At 67.5% G+C, this 17,272-nt stretch carries 25 protein-coding genes, 1 tRNA gene and 1 pseudogene; 16 read left to right on the forward strand and 11 right to left on the reverse strand.

The genetic code is table 11. The features are described 5' to 3' along the window. Positions 1 to 93: 93 nt before the first annotated feature. The gene (locus O1R50_RS13805; RefSeq protein WP_270110650.1) at positions 94 to 294 is read right to left on the reverse strand and encodes a hypothetical protein; all 201 of its coding nucleotides are present in this window, start codon (positions 292 to 294) and stop codon (positions 94 to 96) included. Positions 295 to 810: 516 nt separating this feature from the next. Between O1R50_RS13805 and O1R50_RS13810 the strand changes: the two genes are divergently transcribed. Further along, positions 811 to 1,182: a sigma factor-like helix-turn-helix DNA-binding protein gene (locus tag O1R50_RS13810; protein ID WP_270110651.1), complete on the forward strand. Its 372-nt coding sequence runs from the start codon at positions 811 to 813 to the stop codon at positions 1,180 to 1,182. A 212-nt stretch (positions 1,183 to 1,394) separates the two neighbouring features. Further along, entirely contained in the window at positions 1,395 to 2,075 is a 681-nt protein-coding gene (locus O1R50_RS13815) for a DsbA family oxidoreductase (protein ID WP_270110652.1), read from the forward strand. 193 nt (positions 2,076 to 2,268) lie between these two features. Here the strand turns inward: O1R50_RS13815 and O1R50_RS13820 are convergent, their stop codons facing one another. Further along, a complete protein-coding gene (locus O1R50_RS13820; RefSeq protein ID WP_270110653.1) occupies positions 2,269 to 2,700 on the reverse strand; it encodes a winged helix-turn-helix transcriptional regulator in 432 nt (143 codons plus the stop codon). Positions 2,701 to 2,804: 104 nt separating this feature from the next. On the opposite strand from O1R50_RS13820, the gene O1R50_RS13825 reads away from it, so the two are divergent. Continuing rightward, on the forward strand, positions 2,805 to 2,927 hold the full coding sequence (locus O1R50_RS13825; protein WP_270110654.1) for a hypothetical protein: 123 nt from the start codon (positions 2,805 to 2,807) through the stop codon (positions 2,925 to 2,927). Positions 2,928 to 2,960: 33 nt separating this feature from the next. Next, complete coding sequence (locus O1R50_RS13830) at positions 2,961 to 3,623, forward strand: NAD(P)-dependent oxidoreductase (RefSeq protein ID WP_270110655.1); 663 nt, start codon at positions 2,961 to 2,963, stop codon at positions 3,621 to 3,623. A 66-nt stretch (positions 3,624 to 3,689) separates the two neighbouring features. On the opposite strand, the gene O1R50_RS13835 is transcribed toward O1R50_RS13830, so the two are convergent. The 4 genes and pseudogenes from O1R50_RS13835 to O1R50_RS13850 form a co-directional block, all read right to left on the reverse strand. Continuing rightward, positions 3,690 to 3,763 (reverse strand) — tRNA-Pro (locus tag O1R50_RS13835). A gap of 386 nt (positions 3,764 to 4,149) precedes the next feature. Then, positions 4,150 to 4,386: pseudogene (locus tag O1R50_RS13840) on the reverse strand (plasmid stabilization protein); the annotation flags it as partial. Between the two features lie 15 nt (positions 4,387 to 4,401). Further along, complete coding sequence (locus O1R50_RS13845) at positions 4,402 to 4,632, reverse strand: CsbD family protein (RefSeq protein ID WP_270110657.1); 231 nt, start codon at positions 4,630 to 4,632, stop codon at positions 4,402 to 4,404. Between the two features lie 207 nt (positions 4,633 to 4,839). Next, positions 4,840 to 5,103 (reverse strand): GlsB/YeaQ/YmgE family stress response membrane protein, encoded by a 264-nt coding sequence (locus tag O1R50_RS13850; protein ID WP_270110658.1) that lies wholly within the window; start codon positions 5,101 to 5,103, stop codon positions 4,840 to 4,842. Between the two features lie 608 nt (positions 5,104 to 5,711). Here O1R50_RS13850 and O1R50_RS13855 point away from each other — a divergent pair. From O1R50_RS13855 to O1R50_RS13910, 12 genes are all read left to right on the forward strand, one after another. Further along, positions 5,712 to 6,416 carry a hypothetical protein gene (locus tag O1R50_RS13855; protein WP_270110659.1) on the forward strand — a complete coding sequence of 235 codons (705 nt, stop codon included), beginning with the start codon at positions 5,712 to 5,714 and terminating at the stop codon, positions 6,414 to 6,416. A gap of 5 nt (positions 6,417 to 6,421) precedes the next feature. Continuing rightward, positions 6,422 to 7,399 carry an SRPBCC family protein gene (locus O1R50_RS13860; RefSeq protein WP_270110660.1) on the forward strand — a complete coding sequence of 326 codons (978 nt, stop codon included), beginning with the start codon at positions 6,422 to 6,424 and terminating at the stop codon, positions 7,397 to 7,399. Between the two features lie 45 nt (positions 7,400 to 7,444). Beyond that, on the forward strand, positions 7,445 to 7,852 hold the full coding sequence (gvpJ, locus tag O1R50_RS13865; RefSeq protein ID WP_270110661.1) for a gas vesicle protein GvpJ: 408 nt from the start codon (positions 7,445 to 7,447) through the stop codon (positions 7,850 to 7,852). A 26-nt stretch (positions 7,853 to 7,878) separates the two neighbouring features. Then, positions 7,879 to 8,664 (forward strand): GvpL/GvpF family gas vesicle protein, encoded by a 786-nt coding sequence (locus O1R50_RS13870; protein WP_270110663.1) that lies wholly within the window; start codon positions 7,879 to 7,881, stop codon positions 8,662 to 8,664. Position 8,665: 1 nt separating this feature from the next. Then, positions 8,666 to 8,953 (forward strand): gas vesicle protein GvpG, encoded by a 288-nt coding sequence (locus O1R50_RS13875; protein WP_270110665.1) that lies wholly within the window; start codon positions 8,666 to 8,668, stop codon positions 8,951 to 8,953. 3 nt (positions 8,954 to 8,956) lie between these two features. Then, on the forward strand, positions 8,957 to 9,262 hold the full coding sequence (gvpO, locus tag O1R50_RS13880) for a gas vesicle protein GvpO (protein ID WP_270110666.1): 306 nt from the start codon (positions 8,957 to 8,959) through the stop codon (positions 9,260 to 9,262). Next, entirely contained in the window at positions 9,262 to 9,657 is a 396-nt protein-coding gene (gene gvpJ, locus O1R50_RS13885; RefSeq protein WP_270110667.1) for a gas vesicle protein GvpJ, read from the forward strand. Before gvpO ends, gvpJ (O1R50_RS13885) begins: the two co-directional genes overlap by 1 nt. Further along, positions 9,657 to 10,466 carry a GvpL/GvpF family gas vesicle protein gene (locus O1R50_RS13890; protein WP_270110670.1) on the forward strand — a complete coding sequence of 270 codons (810 nt, stop codon included), beginning with the start codon at positions 9,657 to 9,659 and terminating at the stop codon, positions 10,464 to 10,466. The genes gvpJ (O1R50_RS13885) and O1R50_RS13890 overlap by 1 nt, the downstream gene beginning before the upstream one ends. After that, positions 10,463 to 10,705: a gas vesicle protein gene (locus O1R50_RS13895; RefSeq protein ID WP_270110671.1), complete on the forward strand. Its 243-nt coding sequence runs from the start codon at positions 10,463 to 10,465 to the stop codon at positions 10,703 to 10,705. The genes O1R50_RS13890 and O1R50_RS13895 overlap by 4 nt, the downstream gene beginning before the upstream one ends. After that, positions 10,702 to 11,025 carry a gas vesicle protein K gene (locus O1R50_RS13900; RefSeq protein WP_270110672.1) on the forward strand — a complete coding sequence of 108 codons (324 nt, stop codon included), beginning with the start codon at positions 10,702 to 10,704 and terminating at the stop codon, positions 11,023 to 11,025. Before O1R50_RS13895 ends, O1R50_RS13900 begins: the two co-directional genes overlap by 4 nt. 219 nt (positions 11,026 to 11,244) lie before the next feature. Next, positions 11,245 to 11,934 carry a TetR/AcrR family transcriptional regulator C-terminal domain-containing protein gene (locus O1R50_RS13905; protein WP_270110674.1) on the forward strand — a complete coding sequence of 230 codons (690 nt, stop codon included), beginning with the start codon at positions 11,245 to 11,247 and terminating at the stop codon, positions 11,932 to 11,934. Positions 11,935 to 12,039: 105 nt separating this feature from the next. Then, a complete protein-coding gene (locus tag O1R50_RS13910; RefSeq protein WP_270110675.1) occupies positions 12,040 to 13,035 on the forward strand; it encodes an NAD(P)-dependent alcohol dehydrogenase in 996 nt (331 codons plus the stop codon). A gap of 70 nt (positions 13,036 to 13,105) precedes the next feature. On the opposite strand, the gene O1R50_RS13915 is transcribed toward O1R50_RS13910, so the two are convergent. The 5 genes from O1R50_RS13915 to ligD form a co-directional block, all read right to left on the reverse strand. After that, the gene (locus O1R50_RS13915; protein ID WP_205324737.1) at positions 13,106 to 13,309 is read right to left on the reverse strand and encodes a cold-shock protein; all 204 of its coding nucleotides are present in this window, start codon (positions 13,307 to 13,309) and stop codon (positions 13,106 to 13,108) included. 263 nt (positions 13,310 to 13,572) lie between these two features. Further along, a complete protein-coding gene (locus tag O1R50_RS13920; RefSeq protein WP_270110677.1) occupies positions 13,573 to 14,418 on the reverse strand; it encodes an HAD hydrolase family protein in 846 nt (281 codons plus the stop codon). A 72-nt stretch (positions 14,419 to 14,490) separates the two neighbouring features. Next, complete coding sequence (locus O1R50_RS13925; RefSeq protein WP_270110678.1) at positions 14,491 to 15,006, reverse strand: phage antirepressor KilAC domain-containing protein; 516 nt, start codon at positions 15,004 to 15,006, stop codon at positions 14,491 to 14,493. Between the two features lie 111 nt (positions 15,007 to 15,117). Next, positions 15,118 to 16,281, reverse strand: a complete 1,164-nt coding sequence (locus O1R50_RS13930; RefSeq protein ID WP_270110679.1) for an alpha/beta hydrolase family protein — start codon at positions 16,279 to 16,281, stop codon at positions 15,118 to 15,120. 81 nt (positions 16,282 to 16,362) lie between these two features. Continuing rightward, the gene (gene ligD, locus O1R50_RS13935; RefSeq protein ID WP_270110680.1) at positions 16,363 to 17,271 is read right to left on the reverse strand and encodes a non-homologous end-joining DNA ligase; all 909 of its coding nucleotides are present in this window, start codon (positions 17,269 to 17,271) and stop codon (positions 16,363 to 16,365) included. Between the last annotated feature and the right edge of the window lies 1 nt (position 17,272).

A 17,272-nucleotide genomic window follows, 5' to 3' on the forward strand; every position in this document is an offset into this window, starting at 1 on the left:
GCGCACGAGGCGGGAGAACACCCTGGGCCGCAGCCCTGAGAACGGCTCGATCCAACACTCCTCAGCCGCTGTCACCACACCCACCCGGGCATCCTAAACCCCTGCAGCACAAGCAATAACGGGACAGCCTTTAGCGGTGAACCAAAGGCAGGTCAGGTCGTCACCGTTGACCGCACCAACTTCGACACCGGCATCGGACAAGCACTCGCGCATCGCATGCAGGTCCTCGGCGATCAGATTGAACGGCGCCCACTTCAGACCGGGCGTCACGGGGATACCGCTCTTGAGTCCCATCACCCTGCCGACCGGGTCGGCGAACTCGGGTGCGGCCGCATGCCCCAGCTACTGGCGACGGATAGCCTAAACACCCTCGAATACCACGCTGCTGCCGCTTACGGATCGCTGACCGGCAGGAACGCGCTTCCAATCTGCGTCATGCCGCGAGCCTAACCCGCACCACCGACAACACCAGCAACACACCTGCGAGCTGAGTGCACTTGGGGCCAAAGCGAACTCACCCTGGGAAGAATCGAACGAGGTGGAGCAGTGACTAGACCTCGCGAGGAAACGTGACCGACGTCACGTAGCTTGGGCAGATACTGCGGGCTACTGTCGGGGACGGATGCGCTGTCCCACGGACGAATGACGGACGAATCCGAGATTTTGAGAACTCCAGGCCAGAGACATAGTCTCTGGCCTGGAGCAACGGTCGGCCTAACTCTCGCTTATTCGAACCTGAACCCGCAGATAGACGGCCTCCTCAAACGCCTGTCTGGCCCGTTGCCCGCCCGCGGACCCGAAACCGGGCCCGTGGCCCCCGGCTTCCCCGGCGAACTCCCCGAGGTTGCCTACCCGTCAGCACCCCCGCGAGCTCTCGGCGAACGCCTCTCCCCCACCGACCGCGGCACCCTCATCGCCGCCTTCAACGCCGGCGCCAGCCAGAAGCAACTCGCCGCCGAGTACGGCATCAGCATCCGCAGCGTCAAACGCCTCGTCCGCGGCAACTCCAACCGACCCCAAGCCACTAATAATCGACTCACCCCCGACCAACGCCACACCATCGCCCACACCTACGCCACCACCGGTGCGACCCAAGCCGAACTCGCCCGCGATTACAGCGTCGATCTCAGCACCATCAAACGCATCCTCCGCGAAGCTCGACCAGACGCAGGAGACGCCTGACAGTGTGACGAGTCGCCGCTTCCAAGGGGGACCAACATCGTCTTCGCAGGCTGCGCCCTTCATGCGGCACACCTGACCACGGACGCCCGGAAGATCGGGGCCATCGCCTGTCAAGGCTGACTTCCATGCGCCTTACGCACTTGAAAGTGCCTTTTGCACGCCTCATTTCACGAACCTACGATGGTGTTACGCACTATCAGTGAGGTGAGAAAATGGAAAGGAACCAAGCCGGAGCATCAGCCCCGGTCACCGTCGAAGTCTGGGCCGACCTGGGGTGCCCGTGGTGCTACGTCGGCAAGCACCGGCTCGAGGAAGCCATCAGCCGCCGCCCCGACGCCGACCGCTTCATCGTCAAGATCCGCTCGTTCGAACTCAACCCGAACGCACCGCACGAGCCCGAAACGATCGAAAGCGCGTTCATCCGCTCGCACGGCGGTGACGCATCGGTCGTGATGGCGGCCGAGCGCCGCATCCAGGCGCTGGCCCGGCGCGAGGGGCTCGCGTTCGATCTCGACCGCCTGAACGCGAACACCTTCGACCTGCACCGCGTCATGCACTACGCCGACGAGTCGGGCCAGGGGGCCGAGTTCTTCTCACTGGTCCAGGACCGGTACTTCGCCGGGGACCTCAACCCGTTCGATCCGGAGGCGCTCGCCGGCGCGGCCGAATTGGTCGGGCTGTCGGGGCGGCGGGTGCACGAGATCCTCGCCGGCGACGAGTACGCGGCTGCGGTCCGCGCTGATGTGCAGGAAGGCCTCGAGCTCGGGGCGAGGGGCGTGCCGTTCACCGTGTTCGACCGGCGCCTGGCCGTCTCGGGGGCGCAGACTGTCAACGGCTACGCCCGCGCCCTAGACGAGGCGGTCGGGGCTGCGACGGAAGCGGTGTCGGCATGAGCGGCACGGACATTCGCCCCGCACTGCGGGTCTTGGAATCGGATGCGTCAGGCTGGTGCGAGCCGGACTCCGACGTGTGCGCCGTTCCCGGCGCCGCGCCCCCCGGCAGTGCCGAAGACGCACCTGGTGAACCTGGCGGCATCGATGCGGAGGCTCACGCCGGAGCGGACCCTGACCGTGACTGAGGCTTCGGTCAGCGAGCCGGGGCAGTGTCGGGAGCGGCGCTCCGCGTCTTCTCCCGGCCGACCCCGGTCCGCTCGTGCGCGCGGCGGCTGGCAGCGACGTCCTCGTGATGGGTCGCCGCCCACGCCGCGAGCGCCATCACCGAGTCCAGCAACGACCGCCCCAGGGCGGTGAGCTCGTACTCCACACGAGGAGGGATCTCTGGGTAGGCGGTGCGCGAGAGCAAGCCGTCCCTCTCGAGGGCTTTGAGCGTGACGGTGAGCATCCGCTGCGAGATGCCCGGGATGCTCGCCTGCAGATCGGAGTACCGCATCGGCTCACCGGCGAGCGTGCTGATGACCAGCACGGTCCACTTGTCGCCGATCCGGTCCAGGACCTCCCGGATGAACCCGCTCTCCTCCGGCCAGGCCTGGCACGGCCCGCCGATCGTCCTCGCTGCCATCACCAACACCTTCCCGAACCGAATGCTACCGCACCAGCGGTATGTAACGCACTTTCGCGGACCGACCAGCCCGCGAATACCGACACACGTTGAAGGAACCATCCATGTCATATCTGCTGCACATCGACTCGTCCTCGCTCGGCGAAGCCTCGGCCTCCCGCCAGGTCGCACAGACCTTCGCCCACGCCCGCGCGCGGGAACTCGCCGCCGCCATCGCCGCAGCCTGACCTAAAAACCCGACTGAAGAAGGAGTCTCTCTAATGGCGAACCTGCTTATCCTCGGCGGCAGCGGCCGCACAGGGATCCATCTGCTCAAGCAAGCGGCCTCCCGCGGCCACCGCGTCCGCGCTCTCGTCCGCGACCCCGGAGCGGTCGCGGCCCCGCCCGGCGTGGAACTGATCCAGGGCACGCCCGCCGACACCGACGACCTCCGCGCCGCCGCCAAAGGAACCGACGCGGTCATCAGTGCGCTCAACAACGCACGGGCCTCAGACAACCCCTGGGCCAAGCCCGTCAGCCCGCCCGCGTTCATGACCGACGCCGTCCGCAGCGTCCTCACCGTCATGGGCGAGCAGGACATCCGCCGCATCGCCGTCGTCTCGACCATGGGCGCCGGCGACGACTGGCACCGGCTCAACCCGCTGGTCCGAGCCTTCATCAGCATGTCCAACATCAAGGCTGCTTTCGACGACCACACCGGCGTCGACCGGCTCGTCCGCGCCTCCGGAACCGACTGGACACTCGCCCGGGCCGTCGTCCTCAGCGACCAGACCGGGCTCGGCCCGGTCCGCGCCGGTGAACGCGGCACCGTCAAACCCGGCAAGAAGATCAGCCGCGCCGACCTCGCAGGCTTCGTCCTCGACACCGTCGAACAAGGCACCTGGATCGGCCAAGCCCCACTGGTTTGGAACAACCGAGCCTAAGAGCTCTGGCCAGTCGATTGATCGACTGGCCAGAGCAGAGCTATATTCACATATTTATCTATACTGTCGGGACGACAGGATTTGAACCTGCGACCCCTCGCTCCCAAAGCGAGTGCGCTACCAAGCTGCGCCACGTCCCGATCACCACCGCAAAGCGGCCTCAGCCAGGGTACAGCACTACTGCCTCAAAACGCCGCCAGGTATTCCCGACGTTACAGACGTCGCTCGAGGTTTGGACCGCTGACTGACCTGCGCAACCCTGGTCATCTTGGCGCCTGCTACAGGGAGGTGCCGGTCATAGGTCACAGGGCAATCCCGCGTAGCGGCGACCGCAACCCCAGGCTCTCGTTGTGCCCCACAGTTCCGGCGGCGCTCGCCACCAGCATGAGTCTGTGGCGTGCCTGCGGCAGCCGCCCCGGCGGCGAACACCGCCAGGGCGGGGGTATGCACGTGGACCACGCTGCCAGGCACCACCGCAGTGAAGTCATTCGGCTCGTGGGGATATCGGTACGAGCCTCGCGCCGGCTTACTTCTTACGATTGACCGCGCGCTGGAGCTCGGCCTTGTTCATCTTGGATCGGCCTTTGATGTTCTTGCGCCGGGCTTCCTCGTAGAGCTGCTCCTTCGTGCGGCCCTTCGGCCCCGAGCGCGAGCGCTTCCCGCCGCGCCTTGAAGGCGACGTGTCCTTGGTGGAGCTGCGACTCGCGGTGCGGGTCTCGCCTTCCTGGGCACGCTGCTTGTTCACGGTGCGAGCGGCGATCTCCACCTCCGCGGCCACTCACCGGTCCTCGTCGTCGGAGCCCCTGCCCATGAGGCGTTCCTTGCCTTCATGGAGCTTGTCGTCGGCCTCCTCGCGCAGGTCGTGGGCCTTTTCCTTCGCCTTGCCCTTGAGCTTCTCGGCGCGGCCCTCGTTCTCCAAGCGCTCGTTGTCGGTCGCGTCGCCGATCTTCTCCTTGACATGGCCCTTCAACTGTTCAGCCTTGTCCTTAGCCTTATCGACCCCGCCCATGGCCTCGTCCTTTCTCAGATTGCCGATGATGCCTCCTCGAATACCCGGTCAGCCGCTGAACACACAGTGACGTTCCGGCACAGGACGCCGGATAGGGCCTAGAACAGCGCTCACGGCGCACCTTCAGCCCCGAGATCGCGACGTGTCGCCTCGCGTCCGACGGTTTCTCCCGCTCCCGAATCGGCGGCGTCAGCTTGACGTTGGCGGTCAGTGGGCGGGGCGGTGGCGGCTTTGGGCGATGCTCTCGGCGACGCCGATGAGCAGGACCGCCGCTATCACGGACACGACGAAGCCGAGGACGTTCAGTTCCCAGATGTCGCCGGTGCCGAGCAGGTTCGCGACCGTTCCGCCGATCACCGAGCCAACCAGGCCGAGGATGAGGGTGGCGAGGAGGCCGAGCCGCTGCTTGCCCGGCTTGATGAGGCGTGCGAGCACGCCGATGACGAGCCCTGCCACGATGAATCCGATCATGAAGTCCTCCCGTGTTCGTTTCGGTCCGGTAGCGCTCTAGCGCTGTCGATTCAGCTTTGCGGTCGGGCGGTTGAGGGGTTTCGCCCGGCATGGCGGCGCATGATCTCGCGCAGCCCGTACCGCAGTACCGCCAGTACTGCCGCAAGCGCAATGTTCCTCACGAGCCAGCGCATTTCACCCTCCTCGTCTCCTACCGGTCAACCGGCCTCGTTGCTCTTGTCCGGCGGCCAGGGTCCAATGCTGTGCTGAATGCGGGAGCGCTTCGCGGGCCGGTTGTCGTCGGAGTCGTGGATGTTGGAAGCGCCCACGACCCAGGACGCCGCGCAGTCATCGCGGCCGCGCTCTTTCGGCTCGTGCCAAGTACCCGCCCCACCTCGCTGCAAACCGGGGCTAGCGTCGCGACTGAGCCGAAACGCACCGACGCGACGGGCGAATTGCCAGGTAGTCGACGCGCAATACGAGTCGGAAATCTCGCGAGCCGCCATTTGCCCTTGCCTGTTTCGGTGGTCACAGCACGGGTATTCCGGGGCCGTTCATCGAGACGCACCCGCATCTTCTGTCTCACCGGTCACCGGTAGGGGGCGATTCGGGTCGAGAAGGCAGGGATTATGAAACCGGGACTGAAAGTCGCCGGCGCGATCGGAGTGGGCTATGTGCTGGGGCGCAAGCACAAGATGCGCGCGGCGTTCACACTGGGCGCGATGGCGGCCGCCGGCCAGCTCGGTCACGTCCGCGACGTGCTGAAAGAGCAGGCAGCGGAGAAACTCGCCTCTTCTGAAGGCATGGGGAACCTCGCCGACCCCGGGAAGCGCCTGTTGGAAGCCGGAAGGACGGCCGCGGTGGCAGCCGTGGCCGATCGGATAGGGACGTTCAGCGACCAGCTCGAGGAGCGAGCCGAGGCAGTGCGCTACCCGAGAGGGAAGGCGGAGCAGGAGACCGAGGCCGAGCCGACAGAGGGCAAGGAATCCAAGGCGCACAAGGGCGAGGAATCCGAAGGCAAGGAGGACGAATCTGAGAAACCCAAGGCGAAGAAGGACGAGCGCAAGCAGACCAAGGGCAAGGAATCCAAGGGCAAGGAATCGGCAGAGAAGGACACCGAGGGCGATAAGGCCAAGAAGTCCAAAAAATCCAAGGACACCGAAGCCCAGGACGACGAGCCCGAGGCCGAGAAGAAAAAGAAGCCCGAACGGGCCAGCGAGCAGGACCAGTCTGAGGACGAACCGGACAGTGACGAGCAGGATGGCGAAAAGAAGCGCTCATCCTCTCGCGAGAAGGCCACCACTGGCGCACCGGTTCGGCGGAAGAGGACGTGAGAGCGATGGCTGAAGAATCGAAGAGCCCCTCGAATGGGGCCACCGGCATTCTCGGGAATGAAGTCCGCAAGCTGATGGTCGCGGTCGGTGATCGCGCCCTGGCAGGTGTGGCCCACAAGATGGACTCGGTCACCGATCGGTTGGCGGAGTACGCAAAGCACCCCGGTGACACCGGGCTCATCAGCGCGCTCACCGGCAAGAGTTCGAAGGACGGCCCCGGCGCGCTCGCTGGTACAGCAGCGCTCGCCGGCAAGGCCGGAGCCGCGATCGCACGCCCGGCGCACCGGATCAAGGACGCATTGACCAGCCACGGAGACGGCAACGGCGGCAACGGCGGCGGCGGCGAAAAGACGAAAGTGACCAACATCGTCGAGGAAATCGACATCGGCGCCCCGGTACGCGTGTGCTACGACCAGTGGACGAGGTTCACCGACTTCCCGACGTTCATGAAGAAGGTTGAGAACGTCGAACAGGAGTCGGACGAGAAGCTGAACTGGAAGGCCCAGGTCTTCTGGTCCCACCGCACCTGGCAGTCGACGATCATCGAGCAGGTTCCAGACCGACGCATCGTCTGGCAGTCGACCGGCGACAAGGGATATGTCGACGGCGCTGTCACGTTCCACGAACTGGCGCCGGAGATGACCCGCGTCATTCTGGTGCTCGAGTACCACCCGCAGGGACTGTTCGAACACACCGGGAACCTCTGGCGCGCCCAGGGCCGGCGAGCACGGTTGGAGCTCAAGCACTTCGCCCGGCACGTCATGACCCAAGCCGTCTTGCACCCCGGCGAGGTCGAAGGCTGGCGCGGGGAGATCCACGATGGCCACGTGGAGTCCGAGGAGTCCGAGGAGTCTGAGGAGTCTGAGGAGTCCGCGGAGTCTGAGGAGTCCGCGGAGTCCAAAGAGTCCGGGGAGTCCGAGGAATCGCCCGAAGATGCGGAATCGACATCGCGCGCGCAGGACCAGGACAAGGCCACCGATTGATCGAAGCACCGGCCCGGGACACCGGGCCGGTAAGGGAGCGAACCTATGACTACCGATATAGAACCGGTCGGCGGAGGAGGCGGGGTGCAGCGCTCGCAGGCGGGCTCCAGCCTGGCCGACGTCGTCGACACGATCCTCGACAAAGGCCTCGTGATCGACGCGTATGTGTCGGCTTCGCTGGTCGGCATCGAACTGCTCACCGTCAACGCCCGCATCGTCGTAGCAAGCGTGGACACCTATCTCGATTTCGCCGAAGCGGCCAACCGATTGGACCTGTCCTCCAGCCAGGGCAAGGGACTGCCGGAGATCGTCGAGAACGTGCAGGAAGACGGATCGCAGAAGAAGTTGAAGGGCGCCACCAAAGGCGCACTGGAGGCCGCGGGCGAGAAGATCCGCAACGTCGCGGGCCTCGATGAGGAGAAGGAGCGGGAACCGTCCCGCAGCAAAGACTGATCAGTTGCACTTGAAGGAGGACGTCGATGACACCGCCGGAAAACGGGAAGGCGGAGCGGCGAGTAGGGGTCTACGTCTACGGGATCGTCCCCGGGGATGTGGAACTCGTGCCCGACTCCAAAGGCGTCGGGGACCCGCCCGGCGAGATCCAGTTGGTCCATCAAGGCGATGTCGCGGCCCTGGTGAGCGAGGTCGAATTGGACAAGAAGCTCGGGCGCGCAGCGGACCTCAAGCTGCACGAGCGCCTGCTCGACTCGACCGTCGCCGCGGAGATCCCGGTGCTGCCGCTGCGCTTCGGCGCGGTGCTGAGCAGCCGGGAGGCGGTCAGCGACGAGCTGCTGGGCACCAACAGCGACTTGTTCGCATCCGCCCTTGAGGAGCTGGAGGGGCGCGCCGAGTACATCGTCCAAGGCCGGTACGAAGAGGAAGCAGTGTTGAGGGAGGTGCTGTCAGAGAACAGCGCCGCGGCGAGCCTCAAAGACCAGCTCAAGGACCTGCCTGAAGACGAGGCCGAGAATCTGCGGATCGAGCTGGGCGAGACTATCCACCAGGCGGTCGAGGCCAAGAGGGAGGCGGACAGCGGGCGAGTGATCGAAGCACTCGCGGACCACGTCGTCGCCACCGCCGCCCGGGAGCCGAGCCATGAGTTGGATGCGGTCAACGTCGCGGTCCTCGCCAAGCTCTCCGATGAGAAGGAGATCGAGGAATCCGTCGAAGCGCTGGCCTCCGATTGGGAAGGCCGGGTCAACCTGCGGCTGCGCGGGCCGCTCGCGCCGTACGACTTCGTGGTGCAGCTCAAGCCCGGAGACTGAGATGAACCTGTTCTCGATCCTCCTGGAGCTCCCGCTGGCGCCGCTGCGCGGCGTGGTCGCCGTCTCGAGGATCATCCAGACCCAAGCCGAGCGCGAGCTGTACGACCCGGCGGCGCTGCGCCGCCGGATCGAGGAGACGGACGCTGCGGTTGAGGCCGGGGAGCTCACCGAGGAGGAAGCCGAGCAGGAGCAGCAGGAAACCCTTGAAGCCGCCGTCGTGCCCACTGCCCCTGATGCAGCGGAGGCAGCCGAACCGGACGAGGACGACGGCGACGAGAGTGAGGAGTGACCAGTGGGAGAAGAGGCAGAGAAGTCCGAAGAGGAAACCTCTGAGGGCATGACCGCCGCGCGTGCCGCTCAGGTCGGCCTGCGGCAGATCTCCGAGCTGATCGACAAGGAGACCCTCGGAGTGACATCGGTGGAATCCGCGGAGGACGGCTGGCGGGTCGGCGTCGAGGTGCTGGAGGACCGTCGCGTGCCCTCGTCCACCGACATGCTCGCCTTGTACGAGCTGCAATTGTCCGAGGACGGGACCCTGCAGGGGTACAGCCGCAAGCGGCGGTACTCCCGCGGGAGCAGCGAGAACAGGGGGCAGTGATGACCGACGGACGCCAATCAGCGGTATCTCCCCAGTCCGGTGCGATGGCGCCCTCGGGCGGCCGCGACTCGACGAACCTCGGCGACATCTTGGAACGGGTTCTGGATCGCGGGCTGGTGATCGTGGGCGACATCCGCATCAGCCTGCTCGACATCGAGCTGCTCACCATCAAACTGCGCCTTCTGGTGGCGTCCGTGGACACCGCCCGACAGTTGGGGATCGACTGGTGGGAGCACGACCCGTGGCTCACCTCCGCGGCTCGCACGGAGTTGCCGGACAGTCAGCGCAGCGGCGAAATCGACCAGTCAGCAGAAGAGAACGAGCTTGAGGCCGGCGATGAGGACGAAACGGCCTCCGAAGACGACGAAGCGGATGAGGAAGAAGAGGAGTCGTGATGCCCGGCAGCGGCGTGTGGCTCTACGCGGTGTCCTCCCGCCTGGTCTCCGAAGCAGGCCTGGCGGGGACGACCGGTGTCGACGCGGAGCGATTGCGAACCGTGGAACGGGACGGGCTGGTCGCGGTCGTCGGCTCGGTCGACCTGGACGAGTTCGGCGAAGCGCCCTTGCGCCGCAAACTCGACCACCTCGAAACGCTGGAGGCGATCGCACGGGCGCACCACGCGGTCGTCGACGCCGCCGCCCGCCTCGCACCCGTGGTCCCGATCCGTCTCGCCACTGTGTACCGCGGCGACGACGGGATCGCCGATCTGCTCGCGCAGCGGCATGACGAACTCACCACCGCGCTCGAACGCATCTCGGGACGCTTCGAGTGGGGTGTAAAGGCCTATGCGGCGCCCGCGTCGCCTGCCGAACCGGACGCGGAGGCGACCTCCGACGCCGGTCCTGGGACCGCGTACCTGCTGCGCCGCCGAACGCAACTGGAGACGCTGGACCGCGCCCGGCAGACGGCAGTGGACAGCGCCGAACACGTACACGCCAGGCTGAGCGAGATCGCGGTGGCGTCGCGTCGGCACGCCCCGCAGGACGCGCAGCTGACGGGCACGCCAGAGTGGATGGTGCTCAACGGCGCGTACCTGGTCGACGTGACGCGGGCCGATGAATTCGCGCACGCGGTCGACTCGCTGAAGGCCGCGCAGCCCACCGTCAGGCTTGAGCTGACCGGACCATGGCCGCCCTACTCCTTCACCGCGGGCGAGCCGGCGGAAGCCGACGACGCCGCTCAGGAAGCAGAGGCCCGGACATGACCGACGCGACTCCGGCACGCCGAACGGATCAGGCGATGGCGCCCCAGCGGATCGCGCTGGTCGACCTGCTCGACCGGGTACTCGCGACCGGGGTGGTCGTGACCGGCGACGTGACCATATCGATCGCCGACGTCGACCTGGTGTACATCTCGCTCCAGGCGCTCATCTCGTCCGTGCGGGCAGGCGGCCCCGGACCGCCGCCCCCGGCCGGCATGGACCAGCAAGCGGGGCGGTCATGAGCGATCCCCAAGCGCCGCAACCGGAACAGCCGAGCTCCGGCTCCCTCCAGCCCCGGATCGAGGTCGACCGGGAATCCGTGGAACGGGGCGTCGCCGGGCTGGTCCTGACCATCGTCGAACTCGTGCGCCAACTCATGGAGCGGCAGGCGATCCGGCGGATCGACCAAGGCGACCTCACCGACGACCAGATCGAGCAGATCGGCGCCACGCTGATGGCGCTCGAGGAGAAGATGACGGAGCTTCGGGAGCACTTCGGATTGTCGCCCGAGGATCTCAACATCGACCTCGGCCCGCTAGGGCCGCTGCTGCCCCGGGAATGACCAGCACGGACCGGGGCGCGCATCCGACCTCGTCGAGTGCTCGGTATCGGGCAGGGCCATTTCCCCCACGAGCGGCCTGCCTCACCACGACGATCGAACACCCCGGCCGGGAAACCGGAGGTCCGGCCGATGGGGCGGGCCCTGGCCTTGGCGTGGTCGAAGCGGCTGGCAGGTCCGGCGGCTTACGTTGTACGGTACGGTCGCCGGGAAGGGGTGGCGATGGCTGGCGTGCGTGGAGGTTCGGGGCCAGGGCAGCAGGTCGGGTTGAGTCGGCCGCGGGTGCTGCGCGGTGCGGTGGCGATCGCGGACGAGCGCGGGCTGGCGGCGCTGACGATGCGGAGCCTGGCGGAGTCGCTGGGGGTCGAGGCGATGTCGCTGTACCACCATGTGGCGAACAAGGAAGCGGTGCTCGACGGGCTGGTCGAGGTCGTCATGGCCGAGATCGAGGAGGCCGTGGCGGGCCTCGACGCGCCCGCGCCCGAGGACGACTGGCAGCGGGCGATGCGGATGCGCGTGCTCGCCGCCCGCGAGGTGCTGGTCCGGCATCCCTGGGCCCCGAGTGTGTTCGAGACGCGGACCGGGACGAGCCTGGCGGTGGCCCGGTACTTCGACGGGGTGCTCGGGCTGATGCGGCGCGGCGGCTTCAGCTATGAGTTGGGGCATCGCGCCTTGCACGCCTTGGGAAGTCGGGCACTCGGGTTCTCGCAGGAGCTGTTCGAGCCCGACGGGATCGAGGCTCCCGAGGAGGCGCTGGCGGCGATGGCCGAGGAGGTGCCGCATCTGGTGGCGATGATCGCGGACGCGTCGCACGGCGGCGCGGTGCTCGGCTGGTGCGACTACCAGGCCGAGTTCGAGTTCGGTCTGGATCTGATCCTGGACGGTCTGGAGCGGCTGCGCGCCGCCGGTTAGGCCGGTTTTCTCCCTGTTCACGCTGGTAGGGCATCGGTCGGCGCTTGACAAGCTTACAGCGTAAGTCTATTGTGGCTTACAACGTAAGATCGTGGAGGAGCTGTCGTGAGAGCCATCGTTCAGGAGCGCTACGGGCCACCCCGGGAAGTGCTCAGACTCAAGGAGATCGACCGGCCGACGCCCGGTCCAGGCGAGGTGCTCGTGCGCGTGCGGGCCAGCAGCGTCAACACCCCCGACTGGATCGCCGTCACCGGCATTCCCTACGTGCTGCGGCTTCAAAGCGGCAGGCTTTCCGCCAATGTGGTGCGCGGCAGCGATGTCGCCGGGATCGTCGAAGCGCTCGGCGCGGGCGTCACGGATATCGGCGTGGGCGACGCGGTGTTCGGATCACTGTGGACGAGTCGGCTCGTGACGGCCGGGGCGTTCGCGGAATTCGCAGCGGTGCCCGCCGCTCAGCTCGCGCCGGTGCCGTCCGGCGTGGGATTCGGGGAGGCGGCGGCTTCGGTCATGTCGGGAGTGACCGCGTTGTGCGCCATGCGGGATACCGTGAGCGTCCGAAAGGGAATGAAAGTGCTGGTGAACGGCGCCTCTGGCGGCGTGGGGACGTTCGCCGTCCAATTGGCCGCGAATTTCGGCGCCGAAGTGACCGGCGTATGCGGGCCCTCGAATGTCGAGATCGTGCGTGAACTCGGCGCGAGCCACGTCATCGACTACACCGAAACGGATTTCACTCAGGGGAATGAACAGTACGACGTCATCCTCGACAATGTCCTCAATCATCCGCCGCGCCGCACAGCCCGGGCGCTGGCCCCCGGCGGCGTCCTCGTCCCCAACAGTGTCGGGAACAGCGGCGGACTGCTCGCCGGGCTCGGCCGGATGGCCCGCGCGAAGCTGCTGGGGCTGACCGGGCGCGCCGATGTGCGCTTCTCGCCCTCGGAGGCGACCCGCGAAAACCTCACGGCCATAGGGGAACTGCTCGGCTCGGGCGAGATCAGGGCGGTCATCGACCGCTCCTATCCGCTGGAGGAGACTCCGGAGGCCGTAGCCCACATGTTCGGGCACCACGCCCGCGGCAATGTCGTCATCACCGTGGCGGATTGACCCCCGGACACCATGAAAGCCGCTGTCCTTCGATGAAGGGCAGCGGCTTCGTGTTTAAGAGCTGTGGAGGCTAGAGCGCGCGCAGGTTAGCGGCCTGCGGACCCTTGTTGCCCTGCTCGATGTCGAACTCGACGCGCTGGTTCTCTTCGAGCGACTTGTAGCCGTTGCCGGTGATCGCGGAGAAGTGAACGAAGATGTCGGGGCCGTCGCCCTCCGGAGCGATGAAGCCGAAGCCCTTCTCCGAGTTGAACCACTTAACGGTGCCTTGCGCCATGCTGAAATATCCTTGGTGTTGATGCTCAGACCGACGGTTTCGCAATCCGGGTTTTCACGCCCTGATCTTCAGCCGCCACACGGTCTGATATTGCCGCCATTGCTGGCGCTTCACCACTCCGGTTCGCATTGCTTTGAACCGAGGTGACCCCTGGACACTACATCACCGCCGCCTCATTGCACCCGGCCAACGCGGAAATTATTCTCGCATTTGGTTGTTTGTCCGGTAATGTCCCAGGTTTTTGCGCAGATTGGTGCCGAAGGTCATGTGCGAAGGGGCCGGTTCCCGGCGCGGCGGCGGGCGCTAGCGGCAAGCAAGAGCGTCTCGATCGCGCGGGCGACGCCGTCGTCGTCGTTCGGTCCGCAGCGGTGAGTGGCGGCCGCGGCCGCTTCGGGGTGGGCACCGGCGACGGCGTAGGACCGGCCCGCCCAGCGCAGCATCGGGACGTCGTTGGGCATGTCCCCGAATGCGGCCACCTCAGCCGATGCGATGCCGCGAGCGGTGCACCAGGCGGCGAGCGCGGTGGATTTGGAGACGTCGGCGGCGGTGATCTCCAGCAGGCCTTCGCCGCCCGAGTGGGAGACGTGCACGCCGGGGAGCGCGAGGTCGCGGGCGGCGGTGAGCATCGCGTCGGCGCGGCCGTCGGCGTCGTGGACGAGCAGTTTCACGATCGGGGCGGCGGCGGTGAAGATCTCGCCGAAGTCCTCGACGAAGACGCGATTGTCGCCGACGCTGTCCACTTTGCGGTAGCCCGGTTCGGCGACGACCTCGAAGCCGGTCTCGACCGCGGTCTTGACGCCGGGGAGGGCGGCCCGGAGCGTCTTCGCCACGGCCGCAGCGGTTTCCGGCTCGAGGGTGCGGGTCGAGTCGATCTCGCGCCGGGTAAGGGAGTAGACGATCGCGCCGTTCGAGCAGATCGCGGCGTCGAGTGAGGCGGCGAGGTCGGGCCATGCGTCGAAGACCCGGGGCGGGCGGGCCGTCACCGCGAGCACGGCGATGCCTTGGGCTCGGGCGGCTTGCAGCGCAAGGCGGGAGCGTGCGGTGAGAATGCCTCCGGGGGCGAGGAGGGTGCCGTCGAGATCCGTTGCGATGACGCGGGGTCGGTTCACCGGGCCAGTCTCGCAGGGCGCGGGTGAGCGCCGGGCCCGATCGCTTTGCGGGGCGATCGGGCCCACTGGCGGTTACGGGCGGTTGTCCTCGGGCCGGGCGCGGTCGTTGTCGCGCTTGAGCGGCAGCGGGGCTGCGGTGCCGAGGCGCTGGCGCAGTTCGGAGAGGCCCTTCAGGGTGATGCGCAGCTGCGGTGCGTCCAGGAGGAGTTCGCCGGTGCGCGGGTGGTGGTGGGACTGCGGGATCTCGGTGAGCCAGCCGGCGTCGACGGCGGACTGGCGGGCGCGCCAGGCGCGGTCGCGCCGTTGGCGGTAGGCCCAGCGGAGGTCGCCGAGCGTCCTGAACAGACGGTTCTGGCCGAGGTCGATGGCCGGGTCGCGGGAGAGGATCTTCGCCGCGTCGGCAGCGGAGAAGGTGCCTCGCGCGGAGGCGAGGCGGTGCCATGATTCGGCGGCGGGCGCGAGGACCTCGAGGTGCGATTCGGCGGTGTCGGCCCGGTCGGCCTCCTCCAGGACCATGAGGGCGAGGTCGCGGTTGGTGAGGCCGCGGGGGTTGCGCTGTGCGATGCGCGGGCTTGGGGTGACGTTCATGCATCCACTCCGTTCGTCGTGCTCTAGGTACGACTCTAGACGGGGGGTACGACATTTCCTCCCGCGCGCGAAGTGGCGGATGCACAGGTCAACGGCCGAATTTCAGGCCGGTCAGAGGGAAGCGAGATAGGACTCCAGGGTCGCGGCGTAGGCGGCCGGGTCCTCGTTCCAGGACGCGGTGTGGCCGGAGGCGGTCTCCATGACGGTGGTCTGCGCGGGGTCGAGCAGCTCGGCGAAATCGAGGGTCGCGGTGTGGTCGACGGTCTCGTCGGCGGTGTCGACGAACAGCAGGATCGGGAGGTCGAAGTCGGAGGCGACGTTGCGCTGGTCGAGGTCGTCCAGGTCGATGTCCGCGCGGAATTCGACGATGCGCTTGGCGGCCCATGTGATCGGGGCGATGACGTTCCGGTCGGCGGCCTGCATGTCGAGGGTGGAGTTCCAGTCCATCACGGGCGAGTCGAAGACGAGTCCTTTGACGACCGAAGGGTCGTCGAGGTGGCGGTAGGCGGTGGCGATGACGGCGCCGCCCATGGACCAGCCGTGGAGGATGACGGACGTCGCGCCGTTCGCGAGCGCGTAGTCGACGGCGGCGATCACGTCCTCGCTCTCGTACTCGCCGAGGCTGTGCATCCCGTTGGGGGCCTTGGGGGCGCCTTCGTCGTTGCGGTAGGTGACGGCGAGGACGGGGTGGCCGCGCTCCGCGTAGAGGCCGATGCCGCGCAGGGTCTCCGCGGGAGCGGCGTTGCGGCCGTGGACGGTGACGACCCAGGTGCCGGCGTTGGCGGAGGCGGCCGCGCTCGGTACGTACCAGGCGGGCATGTCCCCCAGGTCGGTCGGGACGTCGACGTTCTCGAAGTCGAGTCCGAGGCCGGTCTTCGGGTCGTCGCGGAAGGTCCATTTGTCCATGCGGGCCTGCGTGCCGGCGGCGAGTTCGCCGAAGAGGACCGAGTCGACCGCGCGGGTGACGGTCTCGGCGTCGCTGGCGAGGACCTCCCCGAGCACCGCCTGGCCGTCCTCCCACTGGAGTCCCCACGTGCCGGTCTGCTCGGTGGCGTCGGTGTGCGGCAGCGTCACCGTGGCGCCGTCGGCGGCGATGACGGTGAGCCCGTACGGGTCTTCTTCGTGCGAGACGTTGATGACCTCGCCGGAGAAGTACCAGCCCGCCGCGCCGATCCCGCCGAGGGCGAGGACGAGGAGGGCGCTGAGCACGATGACGACGGGGCGCAGCCAGCGCCGCTTGCGGGCGGGGGCCTCGGTTTCGAGGGGAGTCTTCACGGCGCGTCCTAGGCGGTCGGGAGGAGGGGGTGACCGCTCGATCTTAGTTCGCCCCGTCCCGAGTGGCCTCGGACGCCGGGGCTAGTCCCCCAGGGCGAGGAGGCGTTCGCGGGCGTCGATCGCGGACGCGGCGTGGTCGTCGATGCGGGCCCACGGGTCGGTCTTGCGGGCGAGGCGCCTGCGGATGGAGGCGGGGTCCTGGCCGTTCGGGGTCGCGCGGCCCAGCTCGTCCCAGTCGAGCGGTGTGGCCACGGGCGCGCCGGGTCGGGCGCGGAGCGAGTACGGGCAGATGAACGTCTGGGCGTAGCCGTTCCGGTTGCAGTCCAGGAAGATCCGCTCGCCGCGCTTCAGTTTGCGCTGCGCGGTGGTCAGGTGGTCGGGGTCGGCGGCGGCGAGGCGGTCGGCGAGTTCGGAGGCGAAGTCGCGGACGAATTCGAAGTCGGCGGAGCGGTCGAGCGGCGCGACCACGTGGAAGCCGCGGCCGCCCGTGGCCTGTACGAACGGCGTCAAGCCGACGTCGGCGTACAGGTCGCGGGCCCGGCGGGCGACGTCTCGGAGTGTCGCCACCGGAGTGCCGTCGGGCGGGTCGAGGTCGATGACGAACCGGTCGGGGTGATCCGGTTTGTCGACTGTGGAGGGCCAGATGTGGAATTCGATGGCGGCCTGGTTCGCGAGGTAGACGAGGGTGGCCTCGTCGTCGCACACGACGTAGTCGACCGTGCCCCCTTCCGCGCGCATCGTCTCGGTGCGGACCCAGTCGGGGAAGTAGCCGGAGGCGTGCTTCTGGAAGAACCCGGAGTCGTCGATGCCGTCGGGGAAGCGGCGCAGTGTCAGCGGCCGGTCGGCCAGGTGCGGGAGCATCGTCTCCGCTACGGCCCGGCAGTGCTCGACGATGTCGCCCTTGCTGACGTGGTCGCGCGGGTACAGCTCCTTCTCGATCTTGGAGAGCTCGAGGTCGTGGCCGTTGATGTGCAGGGTCTGCGTCGCCATG

It is taken from the genome of Glycomyces luteolus, assembly GCF_027622875.1.
In the GTDB taxonomy this organism is placed as follows: domain Bacteria; phylum Actinomycetota; class Actinomycetes; order Mycobacteriales; family Micromonosporaceae; genus Glycomyces; species Glycomyces luteolus.